This window comes from Chloroflexaceae bacterium (assembly GCA_025057155.1).
GTDB lineage: Bacteria > Chloroflexota > Chloroflexia > Chloroflexales > Chloroflexaceae > JACAEO01.
The window spans coordinates 20,008-39,480 of the sequence record JANWYD010000021.1 but is presented as its reverse complement, the minus strand read 5'-3'; the positions used below and the strand labels follow the sequence as shown (position 1 = coordinate 39,480).

Sequence of the window (19,473 nt, the reverse complement as noted above, 5' to 3'; positions counted from 1 at the left end):
CCTGTGGAGGTGTAGAAGCGAGATAATACATCTCCACATCTCCACACCTCCACACCTCCACACCTCCACACCTCCACAGCCCGGTCAGCCAGGACGACGGAGCAACGCTCAGGCTGAGATGCCCGGATCCGCAACATTGCCTTACTCAAGGTACCCCAGGTCGCGCAGGCGCCTGCGCACGAGGGGATCGTCCGCGGGCGGGCGTTCGGCCACCGATGCCGGGCGCCGTTCGCGGCGGACGAGGGCGTCCAGCGTCTCTTCGAGCATTTCGGCCCGTTCGGGGAGAATGGCGTAGAGATCGGTTTGTTCCTCAAGGTCGTGCCGGTGGTTGTAGAGGGCGCGGTGGCGGTCGCCGAAGCGGATCAACTTCTCATCGCCGCTGATCACGGCCTGGCAGGGTTGATCGTAGCCATTACGCCGTAGCAGGTCGGGATGGTGGCGGCGCACCATGTCAACCACATTCGAGGGCGGTTGGGCCTCTACCAGCACCACTCCCCCGTCGGGGTCGCTGGCGGCGGCGAGACTGAAGCGCCGTTCCTCGGGACTGGCCAGGCCGGCGGCGTCGAGGACGGTATGGAACACGCGGCGCAGAGAGACCGGCTCTTCACGCACCGCGCCGAGGGGCAGATCGCCAGTGGGATGGTAGATGATCAGCGGCACACGCGCAACTTCGTTGTAGGCCCCAAAGGAGTGACCGACGAGTTGTTTTTCTCCCAGGTGATCGCCGTGGTCGGCGCAGACGATCAGCAGGGTGCGTTCCAGGCGCCCGGCGGCGCGCAGTCCTTCGAGGAAGCGTCCTACCTGCTCGTCCTGCCCGGCCACCTCGGCATTGTAGACCCCATCGAGCGTGGCCTTGTCGCCGGGGCCGAGGGGTGCGGCCAGGGGGGCGAGCCAGCCGTAGATGTCGGTGTTGAAGCGCCGCAGGTAGCGGCGCGCGGCCGGATCGTGCTGAATGTGCGGCCCGAAGCGGGCCAGATGTTCGGGCCGGGGATGGTACGGCGCGTGCGTGCCCATCAGGTTGATGAAGACAAACGCCGGCTGATCAGGAGCCAATCCGCGCCGCTCGATGAGCAGGCGCGCCGCGTCGGCCAGGCTGCGCCCGGTGTTGCCCTTGAAGCTCAGCGCCGTCTGCCACAGCGGCACCATCAGCGGAGTAAACGAGAGGGCCAGCAGCACGTCCGAACGGGCAAAGGCGTCCTGGATGCGGCCAAGGAGGGCAGCCAGGGAACGCTTGAAGAACTGCCGGTAGCGGGCAATCAGGCCGCGGCGCGGCCCGGCCTGGCTGGGGCGCGAGGTCAGCAGACCGGCGTAGTTAAGGAAGCTCTGGAAACCGCGGCGCAGGCCGTTGTTTACCACGCCGACCAGGGGATTGTTGCAGAAGGCCGCGGTGGCGTAACCGCCGGCGGCGAGCCGCTCGGCGAGCGTTGGCAGCGTCTCCGGCAGCACCCCGCGGCTCTGGACCAGCCCGTGCTCGTGGGGGTAGAGACCGGTGAAGAGCGAGGCATGCGAGGGCATAGTCCACTGGGCGGCGCTGAAGGCGCGGGTAAAGAGCGTTGCGCGCGCCGCAAGCGCGTCGAGCGCGGGTGAGATCTCCTGGGGATACCCGTAGCACGATAGCCGATCGGCACGCTGGGTATCAAGCACAAGCAACACAATATCAAGACGCGCCACGTATCGCTCCCCGGCCATGATCGGCACGTTCTCTGTTTGGAACATCCCATTATGGCGCCTGAAGATGAATTACAGGTTAAGATACGGTCATGGTACGCTTAAAAGACAATCCGCGCAATGTGACATCAAGGCCGCTCGCTGCGTCCTCAGTATTAGGTATAGGGAGCGTTCTTCGGAGGGCCACGCCCCTGCCTGTCCGGTGGAGGCGCGGTGAAAGCCGTGCTTGCCCAGACCGGAGGCTGGCGCTGCCGTGTTTTCCTCACGAGCAGGGGGGATGGGGAAACCTGGTTTCCCCATGTTCAATATGGACGCGGTGATCACTCTGAATAGTCCGTAAACAAAGTCTTTCGCTGAACCCCCACCTCCTTCCCCAACCCTCTCGCCAGCGGGGGGAGGCCGGGAGGGGGCGGAAAGGCCTGGAAACTTGCTTTAGAGACCACTGAATAGTACAGGAAGGAAGAACTGATGGCGCCCCTTGTATACCGCGTAGAACCAGGCAGCAAGGTAAACCTGGCGGCGATTGATACACGTTCGAACGGCGGCTTCGAGCGGGCAGCCGCTGAGACGGAGCTGGACGCGCTTACAACCGAGATAGACGATCTGCAAGAACTGCTCTACGGCGCCGGCGCCCATAGCCTGCTGGTGATCATGCAGGGCATGGACACCAGCGGCAAAGACGGCACGGTGCGCAAGGTCTTCAGCAAGGTGTCGCCCCTGGGCAGCTACGTGTACAGCTTCAAGGCGCCTACCGAGGAGGAACTGGCGCACGACTTCCTCTGGCGCGTGCACCGTTTTACCCCGCGCCGGGGACTGATCGGCATCTTCAATCGCTCGCACTACGAAGATGTGCTGGTGGTGCGCGTTCGCAGTCTGGCGCCCGAGCCGGTCTGGCGGGCGCGCTACCGCATGATTAACGACTTTGAGCATCTGCTGGCCAGCAACAATACGATCATCTTAAAGTTCTTCCTCCACATCAGCAAAGAGGAGCAAGAAGAGCGCCTCCTGGCGCGTGAAAAGGACGTAGCCAGGGCCTGGAAGCTGTCGGCGGGCGACTGGCGCGAACGCGAGTATTGGGACGAATACATGGCCGCCTACACTGAGGCCCTGGAGCGGTGCAGCACCAGCGACGCGCCCTGGTACATCGTGCCGTCGGATCGCAAGTGGTTCCGCAACTACGCCGTGGCGCGCACGGTGGTCGAGACCCTGCGGCCCTACGCGAAAGAGTGGCTGGCCTACCTGGGCAAGCTGGGCGAACAACGCCTGGAGGAGTTGCGCGCCTACCGGGCGGAGGGGGGAAGGTGATGCCATTTCGGGTTTTGGATTGCGGATTTTGGATTGCGGATTTTGGATTGCGGATTTTGGATTGCGGATTTTGGATTGCCGTATATGGCGTCTCAATGAGACCTGGTGATAGTGCGCTGGCGCTCTCTTCAGCAGGAATTGGTATAAGGGGCCCTGTTATGCCCCCACCAGGGCCGCCACCACCCGCTCCCAGGTGATGCCGGCCACCTTCGGGCGCCCGGCGCGGCCCAGACGCTCGGCCAGGGCCGCATCGGCGGCCAGCCGATCCAGGGCCTCCGCCAGCGCCACGGGGTCGGGCGGGCGAACCAGGCCGTTGACTCCGTCCTCGACGAACTCAAGCACCCCTCCGGCATCACTGGTGGTCACCACAGGGCGCGCTGCACCGAAGGCTTCGACGGTGGCGAAGCCGTAGTCTTCGTCAACCGGCGCGTAGAACACCGCCCGCGCCCCGGCGTACAACTCCACCAGTTCGGCGTCGCCGACAAACCCCAGGAACTTCACCCGCGCGCCAAGATCCAGATCGGAGGCCAGCCGCTCCAGGCGCTCGCGGTCGGGTCCGGTTCCGGCGAGGATCAGGGGCGCCGCAAGGCGCATGCGCGCCGCGGCTTCCAGCAGCAGGTCCAGGCGCTTGGCGCGGTCGAGGCGCGCGACAGCGAGGATGTAGTCGCCATAGGGACCGGCCCGCAACAGGTGGGCGTAGCGACTCGGCGGGTAGAGCGGCGTGCTCTCCAGGCCGTTAAAGCGCCGCAGCCGCGCGCTGACGTTGCGCGAGATGCTGTAGCGCGCCCGGCACTCGCCAAGGCCGGCGCGGTCCATACGGATAATCGCGTCGCGCACCTGCCGGTGTTCGGGGGTGTTGGCGAAATCGCTCAGAGGGGTGCCGTACCAGTCGTAGGCCTGACGGTGCTGGTGCACCAGCCAGACGACCTTGTTCGGGTGGCGCACCAGGTACGAGGGGAACTTGGTGGCAATCACCAGGTCCACCGGCTGGCCGTTGGCGTGGCTGATGTCGAGCATGCGCCAGGCCAGCGCGCTCTCAGGGATGCGCTCGACGGGATGCCACTGGTAGGGCAGGGCCACTATGTCAACCGCGTGACCGCGGGTCGCCAGGGCCTCGCGCAGCCCTTCCACCAGGTATTCGGCTCCGCCGCGGACAAATGGCACCTGGGCGGCGCAGATGAGGATGCGTAGGGTTTGGGGCATACATCACATAGGACCCTGCGGTTGAACGGCGTTGCGCCCGCCCGCGGCCCCGCGCACCCGTTCTACGGCCTCCAGGCGTGCTCGCAGGGTCGCCTCGGCGGCTGCCAGGTGCGGCATGGCCCCGGCCAGGGCCTCGTTGCAGGCGTTCTGCTGCTCGACGATGGGATTGATCAGCCAGCGCAGGTACTGGCGGATGGCCCGCTGAGCGAGCGTGCGGGCCTGACCAGGCAGACCGGCGCCGCGCAGATGCCAGTGGGCGCTGATAGTGCGGCGCCGTTCCAGTTGTTCGATCAGGCCGCTCAGATTGGCGGGGGAGGGCGGAGCTGGCGCCGATGCCTCGGAGCCGCTGGCGGGCGTGGCGCCGCCAGCCGAGATGAGGGGCGCCTGCTGCCGCTCCAGGTTGGCGATGCGGGCGCGCAGTTCGGCGTGCGACTCGATCAGCAGGCGCAGCGCCCGCGCCGCGCTGTCATTGAAGGCGTTTTGCTGCTCGACAATCGGGTTAATATACCAGCGCAGCCCGCGCCGTACCACCTTATGCACGAGGATCCAGGCCCGCTCGTACAGCGTGCGGCCCTCCAGCGGCCAGTGGGCGCTCACCACGCGAGTGATCTCCAGTTGTTCGGCGGCGTGCCGCAACTCGCGCTCGATAGCGCTCAGCGCCGGATCAGCCTCCTCATTGGCGCGCTGCGCCCATTGCGCGCGCACCTCGGCCCGCAGGGCCTCGAGAATGGCGGCAACGTCATGGGAAGGATCTGGTGATGGCGTCATAGATTTTGGATTTTGGATTTTGGATTTTGGATTGGGAGCGGCGAAGATGCACAATGTTGATGTTGCGTTCATGCCCGAGCGGGTCGCCTGAAACCGCGCGCTGCACACTTCAGGGCAGTATTGTACACCAACTGGCGTCCTTGCGATCCTGTGCTAGACTACGGGCCACGGACAGGCACCAACGGACCACCGCCCATGCGACTCCCCGGCGCGATCTTTCTGCTGCTCTGCGGCTTCTATCTGCTTACGATGAGCGGCCATACCTACTCGCCGGACGAAGAAACCATGCTCGCGGTGACCCGCGGGCTGATCGAGCGGCGCGACGTGGCAGTGGTGGTGGAGGATGGCGCGCCGGTGGCGGCGTTGCGCCCGGGGCGCGACGGCGGGCGCTACTCCCCCTACGGCGTACTTCCCTCGCTTCTGGCCGTGCCCCTGCACCTCCTGGGCCGCCTGGTCGCGCCCGCCGGGCCGCCCGCCGACTATGCGACCCGCTTCGCCGTCACGGCGCTCAACGCGCCGCTCACCGCGGCGACAGCGGCGCTGCTGGCCTGGTGGGCCACGCAACTGGGGGCGACGGGGGCGCGGGCGACAGTGCTGGCCCTGCTCTACGGGCTGACAACGCCGGCCTGGCCATATGCCCGCACGTTCTTCTCTGAACCTCTGGCGGCGCTGCTCGTTCTGCTGGCCGCGGAACGGGCGGACGCGGCGCGACGTCTGCCCGCGGGCGCGCCCGCCCGGCAGCGCGCTTTATTGCTCTCTGGACTGGCCGGGGGGCTGCTCCTGCCCACGCGCATCGCCGCGGGCGTGGCCCTGCCGGTGATCGGTCTCTACGCCCTCTGGGTGGCCTGGCAAGGGTGGGCCGGCACGGCGCCCGGAACAGGGACGCGGAGGCCGTCCATCGTGCGGCCCGTCGCCGCCTGGTTGGGCGGTTTGCTTCCCGGCCTGGGGCTGCTGGCGTGGTACAACATGGCCCGTTTTGGCACGCCCATCGCCTCGGGCTATGCCAGCGAGGGCAATCTGTTTACCACACCGTTGCCGGAGGGCCTGTACGGATTGCTGCTCAGCCCTGGCAAGAGCGTGTTCCTGTACGCTCCGGCGCTGCTGCTGGCGCTGCCGGGCGGGCTGATCCTCTGGCGACGCGGGACGCGGGCGCCCGTCATACTGGCGGGCGGGCTGTTTCTTTCGCACCTGCTGCTCTACGCTCGCTGGGGAGAGTGGCACGGCGGCGGAGTGTGGGGGCCGCGATTCTTGTTGCCGGTAGTGGCCCCGCTCCTGGCGCTGGCGGCGGGGCCGGGAACAGCGCCAGCGGCGCGCTGGCGCCTGGCGGCGGCGCTGCTGGGACTGGCGGGACTGGCCGGCAACCTGGGAGGCGTGCTCTTCAACTTCAACACCTACGTGGTGCTCGCCCCGCTGCACGAGCGGGTGTACACCCTGAACGGCTCGCCGCTGATCGCCCACTGGCGCCTGCTGGGCGAGCGCTGGTCGCGGTACGGCGCGGCGCCGCCGGTGTGCTGGCTCCGCGACGGCCTCTACGCCACCGAAGACCCGGCGGGCGCGCCGCTGCCCCGGCGCACGGGGCCAACCGGCGTAATCGCTTGCGCGACGCCACGGGGAGCGCGGTTAACCATGACTCTCGACGACCGGCGCCCTCCGGCCGCTCCTCCAAGCGCCCTGCGGCTATTTCTGAACGGGCGGTCTCTGGGCGGGGCGCCCGAGGGTCAACAACGGGCCTATGCCCTGCTGCTGGCGCCGGGGGCGGCGCGCCTGGAGATCGAGGCCCGTCCGTGGAACCCTCTGGCCGTGGGCTTCAGTGAACGCGACGACCTGCTGGGGCCGCAGGTGGTCAGCCTGGGAGGGGTGGTCGCAGATGGCGCGCCGGTAGCCCTGGCCGACACCGCCGTGGGCCCATTGCCGCTACGGCCCCGCCCGCGCTGGGCATGGTACTATGATCCACCCAACCAGCACCTGATGGATCACTGGGCCTGGTACCTGCCGCGTTCTGAACTTGCCGGCGGGAGAGCGTGGCTGCTGGGCGGACTGGTGACCGGCCTGGGGGCGGGCTTGCTGGGAGCCGGCGCACGGCTGCTGGTCGCGGGCCGGGTTAGACGCGCACGAAGGCCGACATAATCACAATATCTTGCAGCTTGCCGTCGCGATCAATGGCGTGGCGCACAAGCTGCCCTTCGACGGCGAAGCCCAGACGGCTGAAGATCGCCTGGCCGGCGGTTTGCGCGGCGAGCATATCCACTGAAACTTTGGCAGCGCCCATTTCGCGAGCGCTCTCGACGATGGCCTGGGCCAGATGCATCCCGAGACCGTTGCGCCGCCAGGAGGGAGAGACAATCAGGCGAATATCGGCCACATGGTGCGACCAGCCCGGCATCCGCACCGCCGCGGCGTAGGCCACAATCTGGCCATCATCGGCGACGGCGACTAACTGCCGCCAGTTCTCGGAGCGGGCCGCGTTAATGAGGCAGGCAATAATCTCGGGGTTAGTAAAATCGTCCTCCAGGTATAACAGGTCGTTTTTCGAGAGGCTCATCCCGAACGCCGCCAGCGCGTCGCGGTCCTCCTCATGCAACGGCCGGATATGCACCTGCCGGCCGTCTTTCAAAAACGCCACGCTGCCTACCGCATCGGTGCGCTGGGCCATTACTTGCCTCCTGGTCACGCTGGAAGGTCGGTGACAAACAAGGTCGGGAAGTTAGGTGAACTATAGCACCGAAAGTTACATCAGAGTTACTTTCCGGGTCAAATGCGCTGTAATTTCTGCATCGCGTCACAACAATGCAAGGCAGCCGGAGCGGGAGAAGCCGACCGTCGGCAACCCGGCAGGGGCAATTTTTGCAATTTGCGGCCCGGAATCTCCGAGAAAGGTCTACGCGCAACCAATTTTGCTGCTATAATGGCGCATATCCAGCGGCCTGAACTGAAAGCCTAGACGTGCCCGGAGCGCTGGGCCCCGGGACGACAAGGAGGTCGAAATGAGCAGCCAGCGGGAGGTCGTCATCCTCAGCGGTGTTCGCACGGCAATCGGTACGTATGGAGGTGCGCTGAAGGATCATCCGCCCACGGAACTGGGCGCGCTGGTGGTTCGCGAGGCAGTGGCTCGCGCTGGAGTTGAGCCTCGTGAAATCGAACACGTCGTTTTCGGCAATATCATTCACACCGACCCCCACGATATGTACGTCGCCCGCGTCGCCGCGGTGAAGGGCGGCCTGCCGGTGGAAACGCCAGCGCTGACCCTCAACCGGCTCTGCGGCAGCGGGTTGCAGGCTGTTGTCTCGGCGGCCCAGTCCATCCTCCTGGGCGACATTGACGCAGCCATTGGCGGCGGCGCCGAGGTGATGAGCCGTTCCCCCTACAGCAGCATGGCCATGCGCTGGGGTGCGCGCATGAACGATACCAAGATGGTGGACATGATGGTCGGCGCGCTCAACGACCCCTTCGATGACTGCCATATGGGCGTGACCGCCGAGAATGTCGCTGCCAAGTGGGGCATTTCGCGTGAAGATCAGGACGCCCTGGCCGTCGAGAGCCACCGTCGCGCAGCAGCGGCCATTGACGCGGGCTACTTCAAGAGCCAGATTGTGCCGGTCGAAATCAAGGTAAAGGGCGGCACGCAACTGTTTGATACCGACGAAGGCGTTCGCCGCGATACCACGCTGGAGAAACTGGCCAAGCTGAAGCCGGTGTTCATCAAGGACGGCACGGTGACGGCCGGCAATGCCTCCAGCATCAACGACGCCGCCGCGGCGGTGGTGCTGATGGAGCGCAGCGTGGCCGAGCGGCGCGGCTATAAGCCGCTGGCGCGCCTGGTCGGCTACTCCCATGTGGGCGTCGAGCCGAAGTACATGGGCATCGGCCCTGTGCCGGCGGTGCGCCGCCTGCTGGAGCGCACCGGCGTGCGTCTGGACGAGATTGATATTCTCGAGGTGAACGAAGCCTTCGCCGCGCAGGCCCTGGCCGTGATGCGCGACCTCGACCTGAATCCTGAAAAGACCAATCCCAATGGCAGCGGCATCTCGCTCGGCCACCCGATCGGGGCGACCGGCTGCATCCTCACGGTCAAGGCCGTCCACGAATTGCAGCGCACCGGCGCGCGCTACGCGCTGGTGACAATGTGCATCGGCGGCGGCCAGGGCATCGCCGCGCTCTTTGAGCGGATCTAGTCGTCTGGCGGCATCTTCCTGGTGCGTGCGATAGGAGGGGAGCGTGGGAGGGCCTGGCCCTCCCCGCACCGGCTCTTTCAATACAGCCAGGTTGTCACAATCCCTCGTACCACGCTTCCGCCTTCGCATTGTTCCCCATGCCGGCCACCGGCGATCGGCGCTCGCCGTCGCCGGTGATCAGCCGCGAGCGCCGGCAGCGGGCCGGCGCATAGCCTTCGGGTCTGGACGGGCAGTAACCCGTGTCGAGCATAGTGTTGAGGAGTGACCGCAATGGGCAAGCTTGACGGGCAAATCGCCATCGTGACCGGCGCAGGAAAGGGAATTGGCCGCGCCATCGCCCTGGCGCTCGGCGCTGAGGGCGCCAAAGTCGCCGTGAACTACCTGAGCAGCGCGGCAGCGGCCGAGGAAGTCGCCGCGATGATCAACGGCGAAAGCGGAGAGGACCGGGCGTTCGCGATCAAGGCTAATGTAAGCGATCCGGTCGAGTCCCGTGAGTTGGTCAAGAAGGTCCTGGATCGCTGGGGCCGTCTGGATATTATGGTCAACAACGCCGGCATCACCCGCGACCGCTCGATCCGCAAGATGACCGATGAAGACTGGCTGGAGGTGATCCAGACCAACCTCAACGCCGTGTTCTTCTGCACCACTGCGGCCATGCAGCCAATGATCGAGCAGAAGTACGGGCGCATCATTAATATCAGTTCGATGAACGGGCAAACCGCCGCCTTCGGCCAGGCCAACTACGGCGCCAGCAAGGGCGGCATTATCGCCTTCTCGAAGACCGCGGCTCTCGAACTGGCCAAATATAACATCACTGTCAATGTGGTCGCCCCGGGCTTTACCATGACCGACATGCTCGCCAAGGTGCCCGAAAACGTGCAGGAGCAGATCAAGTCGCGCATCCCCATGGGCCGCTTTGGCAAGCCCGAGGAGATCGCCAAGGCGGTGGTGTTCCTCGCCGCCGATGGCGATTACATCACCGGCGCCCAGATCAACGTCAACGGCGGCGCGTATATGTAGTGGTCAGGGGAAAACAACAAACAGGGGGATGGGGAAAAGGGCCTCCCCCGGAGCGTAACGCTGGCGCCCGGACGGACAAACGCAATCGGACTGCGGCGTGAGCATCAGGCTCACGTCGTCTGATCTCATTGCTCCTTTTCCTCATCCACTGTGCCGCCGCGATCCAGAATGTCTATAATCTCGCTCGAATAGCCCTCCCAGGCCTGTAGCATCTCCTTGCTGAGCTGCCGCTGCAGGCGGAGGGTATCGGCGATGGCCTGTTCCGCCGAGCCGCGCAGGCTGCGGCTGTAGTCCCAATTTTTCAACACCAGGTCGAAGGCCATGTCGGTACTGGCGGCCAGCAATTCGTTCCAGACCCGCATCGAGCGCATCATCGGGTCCGTAACGGATCGGGGCCGTCGCGGGTGTCCATTCTCTTCATTCGCCATCTTGCGCCCTCATAGTGTATACTAGCATGACGCATCGCGTTGTTGCGTGCGCCTGACGTCGTGGTGTTTGTGTGAGTGTAGCTCAAAACGATGGTACCACCCGCGGTTACAGACAAGTTCGATGCCAGGGAACCTCCAAGCGGCCTGTTGTTGACTCGCCTCGCGCCCCCCGCCCAGCAGACGCGCCTGTTGCGCCGCCAGCGGGTTGAAACGCGCCTGGCGGCGGCTCTGGACTATCCGCTCTGCGTGGTAGTCGCGCCCGCGGGCGGAGGTAAGACGACCGCCCTGGCCGCTCTGGCGGCGGTGGGGGGCTGGCCCGCCGCGTGGTGTCGCGCCCGCCGGGGCGATGATCCGGCCCTCTTCCTGCGCCATCTGGCCGCGGCCTTTCGTCCCGTCGCCGCTCTCGACGAGGCCCGCATCGAGGCCGCCCTGGCCCGCGGCGGCGATCCCCGCGCCGCGGTCGAAACGCTGGTCAATGAATTGGCTGCGGCGCTGGACGATGAAACGCTCCTGGTAATTGATGATTATCATCTGGCCGATGAGCGACCCGAACTGCGCCAACTGGTTGACCATCTGATCAGCGTGCAGCCCATGCGCCTGCACCTGACCCTCGCCACGCGGGTCGAGCCGGCCCTCGGCGCCGTCGAGACCGCGCGCCTGCGGGGAGAATTGCTGGCCCTTGGCCCCGACGATCTGGCCTTTGATCTTGAAGAAGCCCGCGCCCTCTTCGCTATCGCCGGCCAGGCCGCTCCTCGCGACCTCGACGCGCTGATTGAGGTCTCGCGCGGCTGGCCCCTGGGCGTGCAGGCCGTCATTGGCGCCGCCGACTGGCGCATGGCCCTGGGGCTGCACGGCCCTTCAGCCCTCGATGGCTACCTGGAGCAGGAACTGTTCGCCGAGTTGCCTGCGTCGCTGCAACGCTTCCTGCTACACGTCGCCGGTCTGCGCTGGCTTGACCGCTCGCTGTGCGCCGCCCTGCTCGATGGCGAGGCGCCCGAACCCTACCTCGCCGAGCTGGCCCGCCGGCGCCTGCTGCTCCCCATTGATGGGCAGGCCCCGCGCCTGCTGCCGATCTTTCGGGCCTTCTTCGAACGCCGGGCCGCGCGCGATCTGCCCGCCTGGGTGCAACTGCACCGCCGCGCCGCCGATTACTACCGGGGCCAGAACGACCCCGACGGCGTGCTCCACCACCTGCTCTGCGCGGGGGCCGATGAGGAGGCGGTAGCCGCGGTGGTGCAACTGGCGCCCTCGATGCTCGGCGCCGGGCGCCCCGAGCGGATGCTGTCCTGGATCTTGCGCCTGCCTGCCGCGGTACGCGAACAGCCGCGCCTCCTGGAGTTGCAGGCTGCCGCCTTGCGCCAGATGGGCCGCTACGATGACGCGATTAAGGCCGAGAGCGCCGCCGAGCGGGCCTATGCTGCCAGTGGCGATCTGGACGGCCAGGTGCGCGCCCTGCGCGGTCTGGCCGAGGTCTACCTGGATACAGTGCAGCCCGCTCACGCCACCGACCTGCTCAAGCGGGCGCTCAAGCTGTTGCCCCGCGAGCGCTTTGCCGAACGGGCCAATCTGCTGCGCCTGCAGGCTGAAAACTGGGCCAATCGCGGCCGCGCCGACGTGGCGTTGATCCTCGAGCGGGCCGCGCAAACTGTTGAGGAGGCTGGCGCTCGACGCGAGGCCGCCGGACACCCGGCGACTAGCGCTCCCCGTTCGGATGATCCGGCGGCGCGCTCCGGGCCGGTGCCGCCGCGCCTGCTGCTGCGCGCCGGGCGGCTCAATGAGGCGCGCCAGCAACTCGAGGCCCAGCTCTGGGCCGAGGCTCAGGAGGGCCGGCAGGGCGTCGAGCGCGTGAATGCTCATCGCGAGCCGTTGCTGCTGCTGGCGCTGATCTACGCCATGCTGGGCAGCGGCACCCGCGCCCTGGCAATGGCTCGCCGCGGCCTCGCCGAGGCCCAGCAGTCCGGTTCGCGCCTGACCGAGGCCATCGCCGCCCTGCGCGTCGGCCATGCCTACCAACTGGTCACCACTAATGACCCTGGACCCGCGCTGCAACATTATGTCGAAGGCATGCGGCTCATTCAGGCCATCGGGGTGGCCCGCACCCGCGCCGAGGCGTACCTCGGCCTGACCCTGCTGTTCGGCCACGCTGGCGACCTGGCCCGCGCTGAGGCTGACGCGCAGGAGGGGTTGCAGATCGCCGCCGCCGCGGGTGATGAATGGACCGCCGCGCTGATCCTGCTGGCCCTGGGAGGGGCGGGCGTGGCCGCTGGCGACAGCCGCGCCCTGAACTGGCTCGAGCAGGCCCGCCAGCGTTTCGCCCGCGGCGGCGACACCTATGGGCAGGCGATGGTCACCCTCTGGCGGGCCATCCGCGCCGTGCGCGCCAACGACGGGGCCGCCGCCGACGCTGCGATTGCCGCCCTGCTCGATGCCGCGGAAACCCACGGCTACACCGGGGTGCTGGTGGGGCCGAGCCTATTCGGGCCGCGTGATATGGCCTCGATCGTGCCCCTGCTGCTGCGCGCGCGCAGCCTGCCCGGGCACGGCGACCTGGCCCGCGCTCTGCTGCGCCAGGGCTTTCCCACTATCGCCGCCGACGACACGGTGGAGGATTACCACCCCGGCTACACCCTGCGCGTGCAGATGTTCGGCACCTTCCGCGTCTGGCGCGGGTCCCAGGAGATTCAGGCCCGCGAGTGGCAGCGCGAAAAGGCGCGCCAGCTCTTCCAGCTTCTGCTCACCCAGCGGGGCCACTGGGTGCAGCGCGAGCAGATCTGCGCCGCCCTGTGGCCCGACGCCGACCTCGACGCTGCCGAACGGCAGTTCAAGGTGACCCTCAACGCCCTCAACGCGGCCCTGGAGCCGAACCGCCCGCCGCGGGTCGCGCCCTTCTTCATTCGGCGGCAGGGTCTCGCCTACAGCTTCGCCCCCTCCTACGGCGTGTGGATTGACGTGGACGAGTTCGAGTTGCGCGCCGCCGCCGCCGCCGCCAGCGACGACCCCGAGTTCGCCCGGCGCAATGCCCAGATCGCTGTGCAACTGTACCGTGGCGATTACCTGGCCGAGTCGCTCTACGACCCCTGGACGATCGAGGAACGCGAGCGCCTGCTGGCGCGTTACCTGGACGTGGCCGTGCGCTATGCCGAACGCCTCAGCGCCGAGGGCGACCAGGCGGAGGCCATCCAGATCTGCGAGCAGGTCCTGCGCCGCGACCGCTGCTACGAAGAGGCCTACCAGTGCCTGATGCGCGCCCACGCCCGCGCCGGCAGCCGCTCCCAGGCCCTGCGGAGCTACACCCGCTGCGTCCACGCCCTCCAGGACGAGCTGGGCATGGCTCCCCTGCCGGAGACCAATGCGCTGTATGAGCGCCTGAAGCGGAACGAGGCGATTTGATTGTGGATTTTAGATTTTGGATTTTGGATTGGCGGGGTTGGCGACGTGTCGTCGGGTTGAATTGAACACGGTTTCCTCACCCCTTTCCCTGCGCCGATTTGTCCACCGCGCGCGTTCATGCCGGTACATAACGCCGCCCCGGCGCCCGCGACGCCGCGCGAACCACAGGAAACCGCCGTAGAGACGGCCCAGCAGGCCGTCTCTACGGCGGCCGTCACCCAACGCCCGCGCCCGGCCCCCATCACCCCCAGGGCCACCGATGCACAACGACCCGCACCGCGCCCCACAGCACGATATTCACACCGAGGGCGACGTTGACACGCAGCAATCCGTGAGCGTCAGCGGCGGCCGTGTCCGCGATGTCTTCGGCAAGGTCATCAATGTCCACCGCGACCCGGCGGCCCTGGGCCTGGCCGTGCTCGCGCTGCTCCTCGTCGCGTTCATCGCCGGCCAGGCCCTCGGCGCCCGGGCGACCCGCAGCGAGCCTGCGGCCCCATCGGCGCCGACCGCCCCGCCCCTCGGCGTCGCTGGCAATCCTGGTCTCGGCTGCCTCCCCCCGGGCGCCGAGCGGGCCGCCCCCGCGCCGCCCGCCGCCGATGCTCCCTATCCCCCCGACGTGCGCCTCGCGTTCGACTTCGAGCGCATCGAGGGCCTGCGCGTCCTCGACGCCTCGCCCCATGGCCTGCATGGCTGGCTCATCGGCAGCTTCAACGCTGGCGATGATGGCTACACCGGCGCCGGGCTCTACTTCGATGGCGCCTTGCTCGTCTGCGTGCCCGATGCGTCCCGGCTGCAGTTCAGGCGCGAACTGGAGATCTCGGTGCGGGTCCGCCCGGCGCTGATCGATAACCGCACCCGGAACATTGTCGCCCGGTTCCGGCCCAACGCCCCGTCGGCCTTTCGCCTCTATCTGCGCAATGGCTACCCCGTCTTCTGGGTCGGCGGCCCTGGAGCGGGCGTCGCCGTCGAGTCGCCCTACCAGCTCGAAGCTGGCCGCTGGCATCACCTCGTGGCCCGCTTCGACGGCGAGCGGCTCCAGCTTTTCGTTGATGACCACGAAACGTCCCACGAGCACCGCGGGACGCTCCAGGCGAGCGAGGCCTGGCTGGAGATCGGGAGCACGTCCTACCGCAACGAGTTCTTCATCGGCAGTATCGACGAAGTGGTAATCCGCGGACGGTGACGCTTCAGCGCTCTGAAATCGCACGAGCACGCCGCCCCCGCCCGTCGATCCATCGCTCGAACCGCTCCCAATCCCAAATCCCCCTGGCTTTTGACATAAGTCACCCGAGCCTGCTACAATTGCCCTGACATAGGGCGCCGTCAGCAACGATCCACACTCGCACCCAATCCGCAATCTAAAATCCGCAATCCGCAATCCAAAATCCAAAATCCAAAATCACCCATGGCCGCCATCGCGCTCGAACTCGCCATCACCCGCTCAGGGGACGCCTACGCCGCCACCCTGACCGCCCGGCTCCCCGGGGCCGATGCCCGCCTCGCTGCCGAGGCGCCCATCGCGCTCAATGCCGAGGCGCTGCGCGCCCTCGAACCCACCCCCGATGTCTATGGCGCCGCCCTCACCGCGATGGTGTTCCCGCCGGCCCTGCGCGAGGCCTGGGCGCGCGCCCGCGGCGCCGGGGAGGCCCGGCAGCGCCCCCTGCGCCTGGGCCTCGCCCTCGACCCCGGTGACGATGCCCTGCACGCCTTGCTCTGGGAGACGCTGCGCGACCCGCTCAGCGGCCTGCCCCTGGCCCGCGGCGAGGCCGTTCGCCTCGCGCGCCTCCTGCCGAGCGCCAGCCTCGCCGACCTCACGCCCCCGCCCCGGCCCGACCTGCGCGCCGTGGTTGCCGCCGGCGCCGCCGCGCCCCCCGGCGCCTCGCCGGTGGATCGCGCCGGGCTCACCGCCGCGGCCCTGGCCGGCCTCGCCGACATCCCCGCGACGCTGCTCGATGGGCGTGAGGGCCGCCCGGCGGCCACCCTGGCCAATCTCACCGCGGCCCTGCGCGATGGCGCACCCCTGCTCGTGCTGATCTGCCACGGGGCGCTGGTGGAGGGCGAGCCGTACCTGTGGCTCGACCAGGCCGGCGACGGGCCGTACCGCCCCGTCAGCGGCGCCGCATTCGTAGAGGCGCTCGCGCAGCTCGCGCGCATGCCCCTGTTCGTGGTCCTGGCGGCCTGCCAGGGCGGGGGCACGAGCTACGAGGCCCTGCGCGCCGTTGGCCCCCACCTGGCGCGGGCGGGCGTGGGGGCCGTGCTGGCGATGCGCGCGCAGATCCCCCAGGCCACCGTGGCCGCGCTGCTGCCGCCGCTCTTCGCCGAACTGCGGCGCGATGGGGAGATCGACCGCGCCCTGGCCGCCGCCCGCGCCGCCCTCGGCGCGGGGCATCCCTGGTGGTTGCCCGTGCTCTGGCTGCGCATGCGCGATGGACGCCTCTGGCGCGAGGAGGCGTCGGCCCCGCAGCCTCCGCTGGCGGGCATCCACATCGGGGGCGGCGTCGGCACGGTGCAGGTGGTCACGGTCACCGGCGGCAGCGTCGGTACCATCATCGGTAGCCAGGAAAACTACGGCGTCCCGCAGCCGGCAGGCAGCCAGGGGAGCGCCGCCGCGCCGCCGGCGCCCGGTGACGACCAGGCGGCCGGCCTGCGCCGGCGCCTGGAGCAGCACCGCGCGACCGTGGGCCACTACCTGGGCCAGCTCGCCATCACCGGCTCGGCCCACGCGCGGCCCGAGGTCACCTATGGCCTCCGCGAGGCCCGCGACGCGATCCGGCGGCTCAAGGGCGCCCTGCGAGGCATGGGCGTCGTGGTCGAGGACTACCCGGATGATGAGGAGTGAGCAATGAGCACGCCCGACCAGACCGCGATCACCACCCGGGCCCGCGCCGGCATCCGGCGCAACGCCGCCGCCGTCGCCGCCGGCGTCGGCGGCGCTTCGGTCATCGCCCTGCTTGCGGTCGCCAGTACGCTGCCGCTGCTCACCGGCGGCATGGCGCCGGCGGCTGTCGCCGCGTGGCTCGCCGGCCTCGGGAGCAACGCGCTCGCCGGGTGGCTCACCGACTGGGCGCAGCGCAACGTTGCCCGCCTTGATGACAACGCGCCCGCCGCCGAGCAGGCGTTGCTCGAGCAGTTCGCCGCCGACCTCACGGCCCAGATCGCCCAGAGCCGGGCCATCGCCGCCGATGTCGAGATGGTGTTGCTTCAGACCGATGCGCTGAGCGTCGCCATCGAGGCCCTCGCGGATCGGGGCGATCAGCAGCTGCGCCTGCTTCAGCGGTTCCTCGCCGACGCGCAGGACGGCCGCGCCGAGAACGCCGCGCTCCACGCCGCCACTGTTGCCGCCGTCCGCGCCCAGGCCCAGGCGCTCCTCGATGCGAATACCCGGGGCAATGCCGCCCTCGCCGCCCAACTCCGCGAGGTGCTCGCCGCGGTCCAGCGCGCCGAGGAGGCTGCGCGTAAGCCGGCGCCAGCGCCCGGCGGGATCTTCATCGGCGGCAGCGTCGGCGCCTTCCAGAAGATCGACGTCTCTGGCGGGTCGGTGGGCAGTATCGTCGGCAAGCAGGTGACGTACTACGGTGCGCCATCCACCAGCGGCGCAGTGCCCGGCCAGGACGATGTCGATGAGGCGCGGGAGCTCCTCGGCCTCCAGCGGCAGAACCTCGCTGCCTACGCCCGCCGCGCTGCCCGAGGCGACACCGAGGCCGCGCGGCAGGCTGCGGCGGCCCGCGACGAGATTGCGCGCCTCAAGGCGCAGTTGCGCAGGTGGGGCCAGTCCGTGGCCGATGAGCCTGGCGATGCGGGAGAGGTCCCGTAACGGAAACCGTTCTTCCGCACGTTTATCTGTACGAGCAGTGACAAGAGCAGGGGCTGACAATGACCAGTGACCAGCAATCGTCACACCATCCCATTGCTGTCCGGGGCGACGCCGGCGTTGTCCAGGCGCTCAACGTCAGCAGCGGCAGCGTGCGCGACATCATCGGCCAGCAGACGACCTATGCGTTTTCCGCGCCCCCCGCCGACCCCGGCGCGCTCGCCGCTGCCGAGGCGCTCCTCGCCCGCATGCCTGTAGATGATAAAGAGCCGATCCCCGCCCCCGGCCGGCTCGCCCCGTGCTCCTACCTGCACCAGCTCACCCCCAACCCCCTCTTCGTCGGGCGCGACGCCGAGCTGCGCGCCCTCGCCCGCGCCCTGCGCGATCAGCCGGGCGCCGTGGCGGTCACCACCGGCATCGGCGGGGTGGGCAAGACCCAGCTTGCCATCGAGGTTGCCCACCGCTACGGCCCCTACTTCACCGGCGGGGTCTTCTGGATCAGCTTTGCCGAGCCCGCTGCGGTAGGTACTGCCATCGCCCGCTGCGGCTCGCGGGGCCTGGTTGACTGGCGGCCCGACTTTGGGCAACTGCGGCCCGACGAGCAGATCGCCCTGGTCTGCGCCGCCTGGCAGTCGCCCCTGCCCCGTCTGCTGATCTTCGACAACTGTGAGGACGAGGAGCTGTTCCAGCAGTGGCGCCCGCCCACCGGCGGCTGCCGCGTGCTGGTGACCAGCCGGCGCGCGGTGTGGGGCGCGACCTCCGGGACGGTGCGGCACGACCTCGACACCCTTGCGCGCGATGCCAGCGTGCGCTTGCTCCAGAGCTATCGCGCCGAGATGGAGCAGGAAGCGGCATCGAAGGTGGCTGCTGTCCTGGGCGACCTGCCGCTGGCGCTGCATCTCGCCGGCAGCTTCCTCCGCCGCTACCGGCAGATCCCGGTGGATGCCTACCTGGATCAGTTACGGACAGCGCTGATCAGTCATCCCTCATTGCAAGGGCGTGGCGCGGAACGCTCGCCAACCAGGCATGAACTGGACGTGGCCCGCACCTTCGCCCTGAGCTATAACCAGCTCCAGCCGACTGATCCGGTCGCCGCCACCGCCCGGGCGCTGCTGGCCCGCGCGGCCTGCCTGGCGCCGGGCGAGCCCATCCCGCGCGAGCTGCTGCTGGCGACGCTGGAGCTTCCCCAGGACGAACTCGATGCTGCGCTGCACGCCGAGGATGGGCTACAGCGACTGATCGAGTTGGGGTTACTCGATGAGGAGAGTGAGAATGTGCTGCGCCTGCACCGGCTGGTCGCAGCCTATGCGGCGCATGTGAGTGATGTCACGCAGGCGCGAGAATTCGGTAGAGCGGGTGGTTCTCGGGCTGGTGCAAAAAATGATCCAGGGGAATACCGCGCGGTATCTCAACCTTCGCCCGCTCGATGCGCACCTGCGCTATGTGGCACAGCGGGCTGTTGACCACAACGCCGCGCAGACAGCAGCGCTCTGCTTTCGCGTTGGTGAGCACCTTAGCTGGACCTACGCTCATCAAGAGGCCATCCGTTTCCTCGAACGAGCCCTGACGCTCTACCGCCAGGTCGGCGACCGTCTGGGCGAGGCCCACGTCCTGCAAGGCATCGGCGATGTGCAGCAGTTCCGCAAGGAGATGGACGCGGCCCTGGGGTCCTACGCGGCGGCCCAGGCCCTCTACCGCCAGGTCGGCT

At 68.3% G+C, this 19,473-nt stretch carries 16 protein-coding genes; 10 read left to right on the top strand and 6 right to left on the bottom strand.

From position 1 onward, the window contains the following. Positions 1 to 141: 141 nt before the first annotated feature. Complete coding sequence (locus NZU74_17095; protein MCS6883050.1) at positions 142 to 1,716, bottom strand: sulfatase; 1,575 nt, start codon at positions 1,714 to 1,716, stop codon at positions 142 to 144. Between the two features lie 420 nt (positions 1,717 to 2,136). On the opposite strand from NZU74_17095, the gene NZU74_17090 reads away from it, so the two are divergent. Beyond that, complete coding sequence (locus tag NZU74_17090) at positions 2,137 to 2,973, top strand: polyphosphate kinase 2 family protein (protein ID MCS6883049.1); 837 nt, start codon at positions 2,137 to 2,139, stop codon at positions 2,971 to 2,973. Positions 2,974 to 3,129: 156 nt separating this feature from the next. Here the strand turns inward: NZU74_17090 and NZU74_17085 are convergent, their stop codons facing one another. Further along, entirely contained in the window at positions 3,130 to 4,176 is a 1,047-nt protein-coding gene (locus NZU74_17085) for a glycosyltransferase family 4 protein (GenBank protein ID MCS6883048.1), read from the bottom strand. A gap of 3 nt (positions 4,177 to 4,179) precedes the next feature. Beyond that, positions 4,180 to 4,944, bottom strand: coding sequence for a hypothetical protein (locus tag NZU74_17080; GenBank protein ID MCS6883047.1), 765 nt, complete (start codon positions 4,942 to 4,944; stop codon positions 4,180 to 4,182). Positions 4,945 to 5,139: 195 nt separating this feature from the next. On the opposite strand from NZU74_17080, the gene NZU74_17075 reads away from it, so the two are divergent. Beyond that, positions 5,140 to 7,071, top strand: a complete 1,932-nt coding sequence (locus NZU74_17075; protein MCS6883046.1) for a hypothetical protein — start codon at positions 5,140 to 5,142, stop codon at positions 7,069 to 7,071. Here NZU74_17075 and NZU74_17070 read toward each other — a convergent pair. After that, positions 7,046 to 7,597, bottom strand: a complete 552-nt coding sequence (locus NZU74_17070; protein MCS6883045.1) for a GNAT family N-acetyltransferase — start codon at positions 7,595 to 7,597, stop codon at positions 7,046 to 7,048. The genes NZU74_17075 and NZU74_17070 overlap by 26 nt on opposite strands. Before the next feature lie 331 nt (positions 7,598 to 7,928). Between NZU74_17070 and NZU74_17065 the strand changes: the two genes are divergently transcribed. Then, the gene (locus tag NZU74_17065) at positions 7,929 to 9,116 is read left to right on the top strand and encodes an acetyl-CoA C-acyltransferase family protein (GenBank protein MCS6883044.1); all 1,188 of its coding nucleotides are present in this window, start codon (positions 7,929 to 7,931) and stop codon (positions 9,114 to 9,116) included. Positions 9,117 to 9,210: 94 nt separating this feature from the next. On the opposite strand, the gene NZU74_17060 is transcribed toward NZU74_17065, so the two are convergent. Then, entirely contained in the window at positions 9,211 to 9,387 is a 177-nt protein-coding gene (locus tag NZU74_17060; protein MCS6883043.1) for a hypothetical protein, read from the bottom strand. Between NZU74_17060 and NZU74_17055 the strand changes: the two genes are divergently transcribed. Further along, the gene (locus NZU74_17055; protein ID MCS6883042.1) at positions 9,387 to 10,136 is read left to right on the top strand and encodes a 3-oxoacyl-ACP reductase FabG; all 750 of its coding nucleotides are present in this window, start codon (positions 9,387 to 9,389) and stop codon (positions 10,134 to 10,136) included. The two genes, NZU74_17060 and NZU74_17055, sit on opposite strands and share 1 nt — an antisense overlap. Before the next feature lie 125 nt (positions 10,137 to 10,261). On the opposite strand, the gene NZU74_17050 is transcribed toward NZU74_17055, so the two are convergent. After that, positions 10,262 to 10,564, bottom strand: a complete 303-nt coding sequence (locus NZU74_17050) for a hypothetical protein (GenBank protein MCS6883041.1) — start codon at positions 10,562 to 10,564, stop codon at positions 10,262 to 10,264. Between the two features lie 150 nt (positions 10,565 to 10,714). Here NZU74_17050 and NZU74_17045 point away from each other — a divergent pair, with 150 nt between their 5' ends. The 6 genes from NZU74_17045 to NZU74_17020 form a co-directional block, all read left to right on the top strand. After that, positions 10,715 to 13,954, top strand: a complete 3,240-nt coding sequence (locus NZU74_17045; GenBank protein ID MCS6883040.1) for a transcriptional regulator — start codon at positions 10,715 to 10,717, stop codon at positions 13,952 to 13,954. 259 nt (positions 13,955 to 14,213) lie between these two features. After that, positions 14,214 to 15,137 (top strand): LamG domain-containing protein, encoded by a 924-nt coding sequence (locus tag NZU74_17040; protein ID MCS6883039.1) that lies wholly within the window; start codon positions 14,214 to 14,216, stop codon positions 15,135 to 15,137. 222 nt (positions 15,138 to 15,359) lie between these two features. Then, positions 15,360 to 16,793 carry a CHAT domain-containing protein gene (locus NZU74_17035; protein MCS6883038.1) on the top strand — a complete coding sequence of 478 codons (1,434 nt, stop codon included), beginning with the start codon at positions 15,360 to 15,362 and terminating at the stop codon, positions 16,791 to 16,793. A 3-nt stretch (positions 16,794 to 16,796) separates the two neighbouring features. Then, positions 16,797 to 17,768 carry a hypothetical protein gene (locus NZU74_17030; protein ID MCS6883037.1) on the top strand — a complete coding sequence of 324 codons (972 nt, stop codon included), beginning with the start codon at positions 16,797 to 16,799 and terminating at the stop codon, positions 17,766 to 17,768. A 59-nt stretch (positions 17,769 to 17,827) separates the two neighbouring features. Next, positions 17,828 to 19,228, top strand: a complete 1,401-nt coding sequence (locus NZU74_17025; GenBank protein ID MCS6883036.1) for an NB-ARC domain-containing protein — start codon at positions 17,828 to 17,830, stop codon at positions 19,226 to 19,228. Continuing rightward, on the top strand, positions 19,209 to 19,473 hold a 265-nt coding region (locus NZU74_17020), incomplete at its 3' end, for a tetratricopeptide repeat protein (GenBank protein MCS6883035.1). The genes NZU74_17025 and NZU74_17020, both read left to right, overlap by 20 nt.

Bases quoted from the DNA above. Each gene is read 5' to 3' on its own strand.
- NZU74_17095 (MCS6883050.1), bottom strand. From the start codon at position 1,716: ATGTTCCAAACAGAGAACGTGCCGATCATGGCCGGGGAGCGATACGTG.
- NZU74_17090 (MCS6883049.1), top strand. From the start codon at position 2,137: ATGGCGCCCCTTGTATACCGCGTAGAACCAGGCAGCAAGGTAAACCTG.
- NZU74_17085 (MCS6883048.1), bottom strand. From the start codon at position 4,176: ATGCCCCAAACCCTACGCATCCTCATCTGCGCCGCCCAGGTGCCATTT.
- NZU74_17080 (MCS6883047.1), bottom strand. From the start codon at position 4,944: ATGACGCCATCACCAGATCCTTCCCATGACGTTGCCGCCATTCTCGAG.
- NZU74_17075 (MCS6883046.1), top strand. From the start codon at position 5,140: ATGCGACTCCCCGGCGCGATCTTTCTGCTGCTCTGCGGCTTCTATCTG.
- NZU74_17070 (MCS6883045.1), bottom strand. From the start codon at position 7,597: ATGGCCCAGCGCACCGATGCGGTAGGCAGCGTGGCGTTTTTGAAAGAC.
- NZU74_17065 (MCS6883044.1), top strand. From the start codon at position 7,929: ATGAGCAGCCAGCGGGAGGTCGTCATCCTCAGCGGTGTTCGCACGGCA.
- NZU74_17055 (MCS6883042.1), top strand. From the start codon at position 9,387: ATGGGCAAGCTTGACGGGCAAATCGCCATCGTGACCGGCGCAGGAAAG.
- NZU74_17050 (MCS6883041.1), bottom strand. From the start codon at position 10,564: ATGGCGAATGAAGAGAATGGACACCCGCGACGGCCCCGATCCGTTACG.
- NZU74_17040 (MCS6883039.1), top strand. From the start codon at position 14,214: ATGCACAACGACCCGCACCGCGCCCCACAGCACGATATTCACACCGAG.
- NZU74_17035 (MCS6883038.1), top strand. From the start codon at position 15,360: ATGGCCGCCATCGCGCTCGAACTCGCCATCACCCGCTCAGGGGACGCC.
- NZU74_17030 (MCS6883037.1), top strand. From the start codon at position 16,797: ATGAGCACGCCCGACCAGACCGCGATCACCACCCGGGCCCGCGCCGGC.
- NZU74_17025 (MCS6883036.1), top strand. From the start codon at position 17,828: ATGACCAGTGACCAGCAATCGTCACACCATCCCATTGCTGTCCGGGGC.